Here is a 12,652-nt window from a genome sequence, read left to right as displayed (position 1 = left end):
TTTACGTTTTTTTTATCTTTGAAAAATATAGCACATTAAAAATACAATTTAAATGAAAGAAGAAAATATCAACAGACTTAATTCCTTATTCTCAAATTTAAAATCGGAAGAACAAAAACTCAAAGAAAGTCTGGAGAAACAAAAAAGCGAAGACGATTTATTTATTGAAGGCTTTAAAACGCTGTGCAAGAACTTCATCGATCCCAAAATGCAGGAATTCAGAAGAATGTTGAGACAAAACGGATTTGGCTGCAAGATTTCATTTAATGAAGAAATTAAAAATGGTTTAGGGATTAATTCACAAACCAATATCAAACTTCAGATCTCAAGAAACGTAGATTCTAATTTTTATGCCAACGATAAGTTTCCGCATATCATGTTTGTTGCTGATAAAAATTTAAAAAGAATTGTTGTACATCAGGATACAATTTTCCAAAACGGTATTGGAATCGCAGCTTTGAAAGAACAAAATTACACGCTGAAAACACTTGATGAAGAAAGTGTTGAAAAAGAAATTCTGGAATCTATTGAAAATATTTTAGTGAATAAATAAAAAAAATAAAACCTGTGCTACTGCAGGTTTTTGTTGTTAATCTCCATCACCACCAATACTATTAATGTGTTTACTATGAATATTTTCTTTCATTTTAATCAATAAAAATTATTTCTTTTGAAATTCCTGATTAGAAACCAACACAGAATCATTAAGGGTTGCTAAAAAAGCCAGCAAATCTTCTTTTTCCTGAGTATTAAAAATGATAGGTTTTTGCAATTCTTTCGCTAAAGTCGGGCTTTTGACCATTCCTTTTTCATAATGTTCCAAAACCTCATATAGCGTTTTAAATCTGCCGTCATGCATGTAAGGAAAAGTGTAAGTAAGATTTCTTAAACTTGGAATTTTAAACATCAATTTGTCTACAGGTTCAAAAGTTTTGTTCCACTTTCCATTGTCATTGAGTTCAGGATTAAAAGGAAGTCCGTTATTGCTAAATTCATAGGTTGAAAAAAGAGGTTCAGAATGACATGAGCTACAATTTTGTTTAAATAACTGATAGCCTTTATTTTCGGAAGAAGTAAACTTTGCTTTTCCCTGTTTTACTTTATCATATTTCGCATTAGCCGAAACAATCGTTAACTGAAACTGTGAAAGCGCTTTCATCAATCGTTCAGATGTCGCTAAACTGTCACCAAAACTTTTGTAGAAAAGCGTTTTGTATTCTTTTGACTGATTGAGTTTGCGAACAGCAACATTAATATCTTCACCCATTTCTTTTGGATGATTAATCGGAGCTAAAGCCTGCACATCGATATTTGCAACCGAGCCATCCCACATAAATGTTTTCTGCCAAGCCAAATTGAAAATCGCAGGAGAATTCCGGTCACCAATTCCGTCTTCAATCCCTTTGCTTAAATGATTTCCGGCATGCGAAAAAGCCTGATTCGACAAATGACACGAAGAACATGAGATCGTATGATCTCTCGATAAAATGGGATCGTAAAACAATTTTCTTCCCAAGTCGACAGTAGATCGTTTTAAAGGATTTTTCTTAAAATCATAAACTGGTTTCGGGAAATAATCAGGATAAATCAATTGAATATCCTGAAGACCGTAAAATGCCATCAGAATGAACAGGGAAAGAAAACCGAGCGGTTTAAATTTAGAATACACGAGAAGGTTTATTAAAATAATTAATCTTCATTTTGAAATGATTATTGAGTATTTCTTTAGGCTACAGTAATTATTTCCAAAACAATTCTACACATGAAAATATCTCGGGTCAGGATATTGAAATTCAAAATCCACCTCTGACATTAATTTTGACGGCGATATTGTTCTTCCTGTTGTCGTTCGATCTCCCGAATATGGCAGATCTTTCTGAGCATTAATCACCTCTTCTTTATTCGGATGAATCGGCGCAACAACATTATACACTTTAGATTGAGATTGATTGTCCAGCATTTTTTCTACCACCGAGCAAATATCTGCATAATGAATATGATTCACTAATAGATCTAAATTTGAAATATTGTAATTCTTCAAAAGTCTCTGATCTCCCATCAATCCAGCCAATCTTAAAATATTAGTCTGTGGAAATTTATCTAAAATAAAACTTTCACTTTCTACTTCTTGTGCAGGTTTATCGTCTTCTGTAAAATCTTTTTCAGTTTCAGGATAAACGCCCGTCGAACTTGTCAAAAACAATTGACCTTTAAAATTTCCAAGAAAATTCAGCAAGTTTTCACGTTTATCATTCATAGGAATTTGAGCACCTCTGATCCCCGAAAACGGAACACTGATGATAATAGCGTCCAGTTTTTTTACTGCATCCCATTCTTTCATCTCTGGATTCAATTCATTAGGAAAACTGACTAAAGTGGTGTGATATCCTTTAGATTGTAGATGTTCAATCTTTGATTCTGTAGTCGTGGTTGCAAAGATTTCATATTGGTTTGATAATCGTTCTGCAATGTGATTTCCGAGCCAGCCACAGCCGATGATGCCTATTTTTTTCATGTTTAGTTTTTGAGTATTATTTCAGTGATTCGTAATTGTTATCAGGATCTTGGAAGTTTTGAAGGATTTTAATAATCTTTAAAACATTATTTTCAATAGTATAGATGAGAGTATTGTGTTTTGTAATTAAAATCTTGTGATAATCTGTATTCTCATATTTTTGAAAAACCACATTTCCCGCAGAAATTATTTCGATGATTTCTGCGAATTTTGTTAGAAAATCATCATAAATTTTGTCATTCCATTTTTCAAGAAGATATTCTTCAATATTTCTTAAATCTGCAAGTGATTCATCAGAGAAGTTTATTTTCATTTCTGTATTTTTCTAAACGTAATCTTGTAGCTTCCATAACATCTTTGTAATCATGAACTCTCCCGTTTTTAAAATCTTTTTCAGAGCGTTTCAAAGACTCCAAAATTTCTTCTTTGGTTTCGTTGCGCCATTGTTTTAGCTCTATGGTTTTTGAAATTACTAAAAGTTCTTCCGGTGTGAATCTTTTTTCTTTTAGCTTTTTGAAAAAAGTAGGTTTCTTAATTCCTGATTTCTCAATAATATAAGACATTTTGAAAGGAGAATTTTTCAGAATCTCATCAATATTATTTTGAATCTCGATGTATTTTTCTATTTCTGCGATCATAATTTTATATTTTTAAGTATCATTTATTGATACAAATATAATCAATTATGAAATTATAAGAAGTATTTTAAAACTTTTAAATACTTCTTATTTTAAAAAAGGAATATTTTAATTTTCTTGTTATGAAAAATTTTTAATACAATTTTGCTTATTTTTGAAATCATAATTTGGATTAACCAAGACATTACTTAAAATGTTAGTAAAAGAAATATGAGAGCACTTTACATCAATATTTTATTTTTAATTTCAATCGCTATTTCAGCACAAAAAGGTAAAACCTATTATTCAATAAATGAAATTGAAAAAAGTCCTGATTTAGTATATGCTATAAATTTATCCAATCAAAATCTAAGTACATTTCCAGAGATAATTTTAAAATGTAAAAACTTAGAAATACTAGATTTAAAACAAAACAATATAAAGGAAATCCCTGAAAAAATTGGTAATCTTAAAAACATTTACGAACTGTGGTTAGTAGACAATCAAATTGAAAAACTACCTGAATCTATTTCTAAACTAACAAATCTAGAGAATCTTATTATTGCTTTTAATAAAATTGAGTATTTTCCAAAAAACTTTCACAAGCTTTCAAACCTACGAAAATTGGTTGCTAACAATAATAAATTAAAAGCATTACCCGAAAATATTTCGGAACTAAAATATTTAAAATTCCTGCATTTAGGTAGAAATGAAATAAATAAAATAACTGAGGATATTTTCAATATGGAAAGTCTTTTTTTATTAGATTTTAATCGAAATAAAATTGAAGTTTTACCAACATTACATAAAAACAACAAGGCTTTACAAGTGTTGTACTTAAGAGCCAATATGATCAATGAAATTCCTGAAAGTTTTCAAAATCTTAATGAACTTACTGAATTGTATATTATGGAAACGGAAATTAAAAACATTCCAAATGAAATAATTACAAACCCCAATTTAAGGTTAATAGGCTATTCTCCACAGCAACTAAATACGAAACAAATTGAAAATTATAAACTTTTAAATTCAAAATGTAAATTTGATGATACGATAGTTTATATAGAACCTGAGGATTAATAAACGGCACCTTTGACAGTTATTGATGGTATACTCACTCATACTGTTTATAAAATGGTTGGGCATTTCTACCCTCAAAAAAATAAAACAAAAACCTGCCTCACAGCAGGTTTTTCCATACTTTCTAAGGTTTTTTGAACATGAATATTTCTGCGTTATACTTCGCTGCCGCGAGCTTCAAGCTCGTGTCTTAAACTAAATTGAGTGAGTATGAGCAAGATGTTCGCACCAATGGGAGAGACATACTCCATTTAATTATGACCGGAGTTGTCTAGTGATTATATGTTGTGTTGTTAATTCGGATTGAACTGAATATTGAAATTCTTTAAATAATCCTCTATTGGTTCCAATCCCATTTCTTTTCTTCTTTCGTTCACAGTTTTAGGATTTTCTAATTTATACAATTTACCATTTTCTATTTGTGAACCATATATTTGGGGGGTTCCTTCGTCCATTAATATCCTATCTTTCATCAATGCGTATTGTTGTTTAGATAAGTCTCCATTTTTTACCGCTTTCTCTATTTGTGGAAAATACTTTTTTCTGATTTCTTCAGTACTATGTTGCAGTCCCAACCATATTGCATCCATTCGTTTTTGACCCACCTCCTTTAATGTTGGCATACCACACTTTTCAATAATGCTAATGACTAATTCTTGATTCCTATGATCTTCTTTAGCGTATTTGATGGGTTCATTTGCTTTTCTAATCCTTTGGTCACTTTCTAAAACTTCGCTCAAGATTTGAAGTTTTTTGCTACAATCGACTTCAATAATATCTACTGAACCTACATAAACAAATTTATCCCTATTCATATAAAGGAATATTGATATAATTAAAACAAGAGCGGTTAATATGCTAAATACTATTTTTTTTATTTTCATTTCTATTTTTTGTGTCATATCCCAAAATAGGTTGACCATTTTTTGTTAAAAATTAATTGCTCCCAAAAGTAGGAATTATTTTTAAGTGTCGGAATAAAGTATGGATAATTTTTTCCCGATCTCGCGGATTTGCAATCTGTGAGCAAGAATAAAGCACGGATTAAAGATCCGCGCTATCATAAAAAGAAAAACCTGCTGTGAGGCAGGTTTTTCTTTTTCAATACAATAACTTCTCGATACGCTTTTTTTAAAAGCTACTCGAAGTGACGGATTGCTTTATCATTTTCAAATTAACTCATTTTCAAATTCTAAAATTAAAAAAGACTCTCATCTACAAAATTCGGCAACGTCACCTTCAAATTCGGCTCAGCTTCCATAGCTCTTTTAATCGCAAAAACAGCACCTTCATTTCTTGCCCAGCTTCGTCTTGAAATTCCGTTGTTGACGTCCCAGAAAAGCATAGATTTTAATCTTCTGTCGGCATCATCGCTTCCATCCAATAACATTCCGAAACCACCGTTGATCACTTCACCCCAACCAACACCACCTCCATTGTGAATAGAAACCCAAGTCGCCCCACGGAAACTATCGCCAATCACATTGTGAATTGCCATGTCTGCCGTAAATCTCGAACCGTCATAAATATTGGAAGTCTCTCTGTACGGCGAATCTGTCCCCGAAACATCGTGATGATCTCTACCCAAAACTACCGCTCCGATCTCTCCATTTTTAATGGCTTTGTTGAAGGCTTCAGCGATCTTCATTCTTCCTTCCGCATCGGCATACAAAATTCTCGCCTGTGAACCAACCACCAATTTATTTTCCTGTGCCCCTTTGATCCACTGAATATTATCCTTCATTTGCTGTTGAATCTCTTCAGGAGAATTTTGAATCATTTCCTCTAAAACTTGGCAAGCAATTTCATCTGTTTTCTGTAAATCTTCAGGATTTCCGCTTGTACAAACCCAACGGAACGGTCCAAAACCATAATCGAAACACATCGGTCCCATAATATCCTGAACATAAGAAGGCCATTTAAACTCTCTTCCCAACGTCGGATTCTCAGACATTACATCGGCTCCAGCTCTTGAAGCTTCCAATAAAAATGCGTTTCCGTAATCGAAGAAATAGGTTCCTTTTTCGGTATGTTTATTGATGGCCGCAGCGTGTCTTCTCAAAGTTTCCTGAACTTTTTCTTTGAATAATTCAGGGTTTTCTGCCATCATCGTGTTTGATTCCTCAAAACTTTGTCCAACTGGGTAATAACCTCCCGCCCAAGGATTATGAAGTGAGGTCTGGTCTGAACCAATATCAATTCTTAAATTTTCCTGATCAAATTTTTCCCAAACCTCAACAATATTTCCAAGATAAGCCAGAGAAACCACTTCTTGATTTTCCTGCGCTTTTCTCACTCTTGCAACCAATTCATCAAGGTTTTCGTGGATTTCATTCACCCACCCCTGATCATGACGGATTTTGGTAATTTTCGGATTCACTTCTGCAATTACGGTAACACAACCCGCAATATTTCCTGCTTTTGGCTGCGCTCCACTCATTCCACCTAAACCAGAGGTAACGAAAAGTCCGCCTTTTGGTTCTTTATTTATTTTTCTGAAAGCATTCAAAACTGTGATCGTAGTTCCATGAACAATTCCTTGTGGCCCGATGTACATATAAGATCCTGCCGTCATTTGTCCGTACTGCGTCACACCCAATGCATTGAATTTTTCCCAATCATCAGGTTTAGAGTAATTCGGGATCATCATTCCGTTGGTCACCACCACTCTTGGTGCATCTTTATGAGAAGGAAATAATCCCATCGGATGTCCTGAATACATTGTTAAGGTCTGTTCGTCTGTCATTTCAGACAGATATTTCATTGTCAATAAATATTGCGCCCAATTGGAGAATACCGCACCATTTCCACCGTAAGTGATCAATTCGTGTGGATGTTGCGCCACCGCATAATCCAAATTATTTTGAATCATCAGCATAATCGCTTTTGCCTGCTCAGATTTTCCGGGATATTCTGCAATGTCTCTCGCTTTCATCTCGTAATCAGGACGAAAACGATACATATAAATCCTTCCGAACTCATCGAGTTCTTTTTTAAATTCTTGAATTAATTCTGCATGGAATTTTGGGTCGAAATAGCGTAAGGCATTCTTTAATGCTAATTTTTTCTCTTCATCCGTTAAGATCTCTTTACGTTTCGGAGCATGATTGATATTCGTTTCATATGGTTTTGGCTGAGGTAATTGATTAGGAATACCTTGCTGTATCTGTTCTTGGAAAGTCATTATATAGTTTATGGTTTTTTGATGATCGTTGATTGTTTTTTTGTGGTTTTAAAGATATTAAAAATGAAAATTATAAAACAAATTATCGATATAGGGATGAGTATGTAATATTGTGGATTGATAAACAATAAGATAAGATTGATTATGGAGAGTGTAAAATGTATCAATGACAAATATAAATTTGTTGATCTTCTAATTAAGGCAATAATAAAATAACCTAAAATATAAGTAAAATAAGTAATCACAAAAACTGAAAAATTATATAATGAATTCCCTAGGTATTTATCCCAAATATTCCATCCTATTTTTCTGTTAAAACCTATTGTATCTGTTGTATCTTTATTTATAAAAAACAACAGAATTATAAATATCAATATAGGCAGATTAAAAAGAATAAAAAGTTGCTTTTTAAAGAGGGTTTTCATAAAAGGTCGTTACTAATTTGTAAATTTATTATTTTAAACTTAAGTAGGATGTTTAAACTTTTTTTCTTTTGAATTATTGCAACTATATGCATAAAATAGATATAATTACAATCCAGCTTTTATAGTTTTAAATTTTGTGGTTTTAAAGATATTCAAATTAGAAAACTCGTGCAAATCAAATGAGAAAATATACTGTATGATGGAATTCCTTTTCAAACTTTACTCAGAGTTTGTCATTCTGTAGGAATCTAAGCGATATTTTTAAATTATTGTTGAGATTCCTACGGAATGACAAACAAAGTAATTATCTAATCAATATTTCTGCAGAAAGAAACTACCTCATTGAATTTCAATGAGGTAGTTATTCTTATTCAAAAGATTTTAATTATTATTCTTCACAAGTACCCAGCCCGTAAATGTTCTTCCATCCGGAAGTGTAATCACATACCAATAGCTCGAAGTTGGTATTGCTCTTCCCGCGATGGTTCCGTCCCAGACGATTTGGGTATTTGTATTTTGCTCAAAAATCAGATATTGATAACGGTCAAATACTTTTACATTGGTCATTTTGGCTCCGAAAACATGAAGGTTCCTGATGATCCATTTATCATTTTGCCCATCTCCGTTTGGTGTAATTGCATTTTTGATATCTAAAATAACACCATCCTGTTTTACAATACATTTACCTTCCACATATTTTACATAGAATGTTGTAATTCCTGTTGGTAAATTATAGAAAACATTTGTTGCCTGCCAATTAATTCCGTCAATTGAATAGAGGATTGGCTGCGAACCGGTAGCAATTATTGTATAAGTATTACCACTCGCAATCATATTCTGAATAACCGGAACATCATAATATTTTGCTTCAAAAGTCGCAGTGTAAGAACATCCGTTATCTGCAGTTACGGTAACTGAATAGGTTCCAACCAGATTCATATTAACAACCGTATCGGTAGTGGAAACAATTTGCCCCGTAGGATTTGTCCAGACGTAACTTATAATATTAAATCCTTCTACTTTTAAAGTATAGCTGAATGTTGCATCCGGACAGAAATATTGAGTTGGGATCTCAAAAATAGGAACCTTCTTAAGCGATATTTTAATGGTTGCTATTTCAGGGCATAATCCTGGAACACTTACTCTCACATACACAATATCTGACCCTAAATTTTGATTAAAAGGATAACTCGCGGGATTTGCAATGGCATTCGTTCCTGAATTTAAATCAGCTAAAGAAGCATAATAAGTAAAAGAAGCATTAGTCCCTGAGAAAATCTGTGATTCATACTGGGTAAGATTTACATTTTCTATTCCATCATTTAAGGTATCGCAGACATTATTGAGAAGGAATGGACCGGAATTTTGAAGCACGACTTTAGTTCCGATGATAAAATTAATCGTTGCGATATCATCACATCCAGGAATATTCATCACTTTTACCCAAATCTGCTGTGGAAAAGGGTTTTCCGTAAAGCTTTGTGGATTGACAATTGGGTTTGTCCCGTTTTGTGCATCACTTTGAGTAAGATAGAAGGTGAAAGTATTAATTGTATTCGGAATATCTACATAAAGATTGGTATAATTCATCAGATTGACTTCATAAACACCATCAAGATTATCATCACAAACTGTTATCGTTGAATTAATTGCTTTTGGAGGAAAGTATGTATTCAATTCAATAGGCGCTACAGAAAAGCAACCATTTGTTTTCGATTGAAATCTTGCCCAAACCTGAACCGTAGAAACTGTTGTTACAATACTGTTCCCAATCTGAGTAGAAGGAACTCCTGCATTGGCTTGTGCTAAAGTATTGTAATAAGTAATCGTCATATCAGAAAGCGGATACGTATTCTGAGAAGGTAAAAACATTTGAGAAACCGCATCATTCAGCTGGAAGGTCTCATTTAGATTAAAATCTTCATCACACGTATTTAAAACAGCATTCTTTAGCACAATTACTGGTAAAAAGGTCATCTGAATATTCAATTGTGATGCAGAAAAACATTCATTATTATTAAATTTTACTTTCACATAAACCGTTGCGCTTCCCTGAACCGGAAATTGTCCAGGATTGGTAATTGCTCCTGAAAAAGCATGAGTCGCAGAATTATATGAAGTATAATAGGTAAATGTAACATTGGAACCGCTATAAATTTGAGGTTGAGCCAACACAAGGTTATACAACTCTACTCCATCATTATTGTTATCACAAATATTAATAAGGTTAATATTCACAACATTACTTACAGCAGGAGTTGATACCAAACTAATGGTCACCGGATAGATCTGAGTACAATTGTAAGAATTGATCTTCACGAAAAGCTGTCTAGTACCTACAACATTTATACTCGTTACAGGATTGTTTCCGTTCTGAGCATCAGCTTGTGTTAGATAGAAAGTTGTGGTTGCGTTCTGATTTCCGATAATCGCTCCCGAAAACTGAGCTAAGGAAACAACTTCCGCATTATCATTATTAAAATCACACACCGTAAAATTAGAATCTACAATAACCGGATGAACCAAATGAACATTAATCGCTTTAATGGTATAACAGGTTTCACTTTGCTCAAACCGGACATAAAATGTTTTGCTTACAAAGTTTCCGTTTTCTGTAATCGTTTGCGTGGGTGAAATAGGATTTATTCCATCTAAAGCCGCTGAATAATTGTCATAAAATTCTGTAACAGGAACCGTTGACGGAGCAATAAGCATATTTGCAGAAAGGGTCTGAAGATTAACAGTAATATCATCAGTTCCGTTGAAGCAGATATATTCATTTTTATCATTAACCAGAATCTTAGTAAAGGTGATATTTAAGTTAACGGTAACTACAGCAAAGCAACCTCCCGGAATCTGAACTCTGATGTAAACCGTGTACTGCCCTTCTTTAATCGTTCCTATTACCGTTCCGGAATTATTATAGGCTTCCAAAAAAGTTTGATAAACCGTAAAAGTGACTCCTGGCTGTGTCGTAATTAAAGGTCCAATATTTAAAGCAAAATCAAAAGGTTCGTTATTATCTGCATTAATGTCACATATTGTGAACGAAAAATTAATAGGTGAATTGGCATTCACTCCCGGTTGGAAAGTGAAACTTACAGGTCCGAGAATATAAGTACATTCTGCATCCTGTAATCTTATCCAAAGTTTTGCATTCGTTGTAATATTTGCCGTGGTTACGGCATTCGTATTATTTTGAGCATTCGCCTGAGACAAAAAATATGAAAATCCAGATGTTCCTGCAGGAAAAAGCTGACTGTTTAAGAAACTTAAATCATAATTCTGTTCAATTCCATCGTTGTTAGTATCGCAAAGTAAAATACTATCCGTCAAAAGATTTTTGGTAAGGAAATTTAAGGTAAGAACCGACACTCTAAAACATCCGGGAACATTAGGATTCTGAATTCTGACGTACAAAACTTTATTAGCATTCAACGAGTAAGTTGTAGAAATACTATTCTGATTATTTTGCGCATCAGCTAAAGTCTGATAAAAAGTAAAATTAAAATTCGCCGGATTTTGTGAGGTTACATTAGGCTTAAAATCATTTAAATTAAGCTGAATGGGAGCGTTTCCACAAAAATCTTGAGTATAATTTCTTGAAATAGGATAAGAAGGATCAAAATCAAGAGTGAAATCATCAGTTAACGTTAAATTACTATTTCCACAAATATTAAAAACAACATTGGCGGTATAAACTTCATTCTGCGTAGGACACAAAGTAGCCTGAATTCCTGTTCCCACGGTTTGTCCTGCTGAATTGGTCCACGTTACGGTTGGCTGAATTGCACTTCCATTGGGAGTAAACTTCCATGATTCCTGCAAAGCCTGCCAATTTCCGGTATTTCTTGAAGCCGGAGAATATCCTACAGTTCCCGTATCATTTATAATTCCTATCAAAGCATTTTCAAACTTTCTGGTTGGGCAGGGTGTCAATTTTTTATCTACAAAAACTTCCACAATATTGGTGGTTTCATGTAAAACAATTTGTGATGAAGAGCGATCGGTACAACCGGCAACTCTTCCGTCATAATAACTGATGACAAACTTTCTGTAAGGTGCAGTTCCCACTGTAGAATAGTAAATTTCTGATGTGTCTGAAGCAGAAAAAACCATGTCGTGATATACCCCGAAAATAGAATTTTTAGGCAAACTCGGATCAGGATTTTGCCAAAGCACATTGGGATAATTGATATTTCCCTGCTGATTCAGATCAAACGTGACCATTCCGTTTGAACCAATGACGACAGATTCAAAATATTGATTAAAAAAACAAAATTTAAACGGTAAATCTACTTTTGTCGTAAATAAATCGTCAAAATTAGCATTCAGTGCCGTTCCCTGATTCAAAGGGATTGGTGGGTCATACGTTCCCTGCGTAAGCTGGTACGTTGTAGTTTGTTTCAGCTCCGGGTATTCTACATGAAGCGGAATACAGCCATTGGCGTCAAGATCATTGGTACATGTTACATGAAAATTTTCATTCCCAAAAGCGTCTTTTACTTTTACATTGATGGGAGCCTGAGAAAAGGCATAACAACTGATCAACAGTAGGTAAATCTGTAAATATTTTGTCATGGAAATTTGGTGTAAATAAATTATTAATTAATCAAAAATAATTTACTAATAAATATATTTTAAAAATATTAATTTTTAAATACAAAATACTTACCAATTTTTAATTATTTATGAATTATTAAAAATTAATTAATTAATTAATACTATAATAATAATAATCGGATATCATAGCATTATCTTCATTTCAAATTACCACACAAACCCCACAATATTCATTTTTAAATCTTAAGAATACTCTATCTCATAAAAA

9 protein-coding genes are annotated in these 12,652 nt (G+C 33.1%); 2 read left to right on the top strand and 7 right to left on the bottom strand.

What is annotated here, in order from left to right; translation table 11 throughout:
* The first annotated feature begins 52 nt into the window (after window positions 1-52).
* Window positions 53-553 carry a hypothetical protein gene (locus B5X64_RS16395; protein WP_079466268.1) on the top strand — a complete coding sequence of 167 codons (501 nt, stop codon included), beginning with the start codon at window positions 53-55 and terminating at the stop codon, window positions 551-553.
* A gap of 108 nt (window positions 554-661) precedes the next feature.
* Here the strand turns inward: B5X64_RS16395 and B5X64_RS16390 are convergent, their stop codons facing one another.
* From B5X64_RS16390 to B5X64_RS16375, 4 genes are all read right to left on the bottom strand, one after another.
* Window positions 662-1,669: a cytochrome-c peroxidase gene (locus tag B5X64_RS16390; protein ID WP_123920905.1), complete on the bottom strand. Its 1,008-nt coding sequence runs from the start codon at window positions 1,667-1,669 to the stop codon at window positions 662-664.
* An 87-nt stretch (window positions 1,670-1,756) separates the two neighbouring features.
* Window positions 1,757-2,515 (bottom strand): NAD(P)-binding domain-containing protein, encoded by a 759-nt coding sequence (locus B5X64_RS16385; protein WP_079466266.1) that lies wholly within the window; start codon window positions 2,513-2,515, stop codon window positions 1,757-1,759.
* A gap of 16 nt (window positions 2,516-2,531) precedes the next feature.
* The gene (locus B5X64_RS16380) at window positions 2,532-2,828 is read right to left on the bottom strand and encodes a type II toxin-antitoxin system RelE/ParE family toxin (protein ID WP_079466265.1); all 297 of its coding nucleotides are present in this window, start codon (window positions 2,826-2,828) and stop codon (window positions 2,532-2,534) included.
* Window positions 2,809-3,153: a hypothetical protein gene (locus B5X64_RS16375; protein ID WP_079466264.1), complete on the bottom strand. Its 345-nt coding sequence runs from the start codon at window positions 3,151-3,153 to the stop codon at window positions 2,809-2,811. Before B5X64_RS16375 ends, B5X64_RS16380 begins: the two co-directional genes overlap by 20 nt.
* 210 nt (window positions 3,154-3,363) lie before the next feature.
* Here B5X64_RS16375 and B5X64_RS16370 point away from each other — a divergent pair, with 210 nt between their 5' ends.
* Window positions 3,364-4,212 carry a leucine-rich repeat domain-containing protein gene (locus tag B5X64_RS16370; RefSeq protein WP_079466263.1) on the top strand — a complete coding sequence of 283 codons (849 nt, stop codon included), beginning with the start codon at window positions 3,364-3,366 and terminating at the stop codon, window positions 4,210-4,212.
* Between the two features lie 293 nt (window positions 4,213-4,505).
* On the opposite strand, the gene B5X64_RS16365 is transcribed toward B5X64_RS16370, so the two are convergent.
* The 3 genes from B5X64_RS16365 to B5X64_RS16355 all read right to left on the bottom strand — a co-directional run bounded on the left by B5X64_RS16365 (window position 4,506) and on the right by B5X64_RS16355 (window position 12,402).
* Window positions 4,506-5,135 (bottom strand): DUF6624 domain-containing protein, encoded by a 630-nt coding sequence (locus tag B5X64_RS16365; RefSeq protein WP_079466262.1) that lies wholly within the window; start codon window positions 5,133-5,135, stop codon window positions 4,506-4,508.
* Window positions 5,136-5,410: 275 nt separating this feature from the next.
* The gene (locus B5X64_RS16360) at window positions 5,411-7,396 is read right to left on the bottom strand and encodes a urocanate hydratase (RefSeq protein ID WP_079466261.1); all 1,986 of its coding nucleotides are present in this window, start codon (window positions 7,394-7,396) and stop codon (window positions 5,411-5,413) included.
* An 806-nt stretch (window positions 7,397-8,202) separates the two neighbouring features.
* Entirely contained in the window at window positions 8,203-12,402 is a 4,200-nt protein-coding gene (locus B5X64_RS16355) for a T9SS type B sorting domain-containing protein (protein ID WP_079466260.1), read from the bottom strand.
* Between the last annotated feature and the right edge of the window lie 250 nt (window positions 12,403-12,652).

This window comes from Chryseobacterium balustinum, assembly GCF_900168205.1.
Lineage (GTDB): Bacteria > Bacteroidota > Bacteroidia > Flavobacteriales > Weeksellaceae > Chryseobacterium > Chryseobacterium balustinum.
This window is presented reverse-complemented; position numbering and strand designations above follow the sequence as displayed.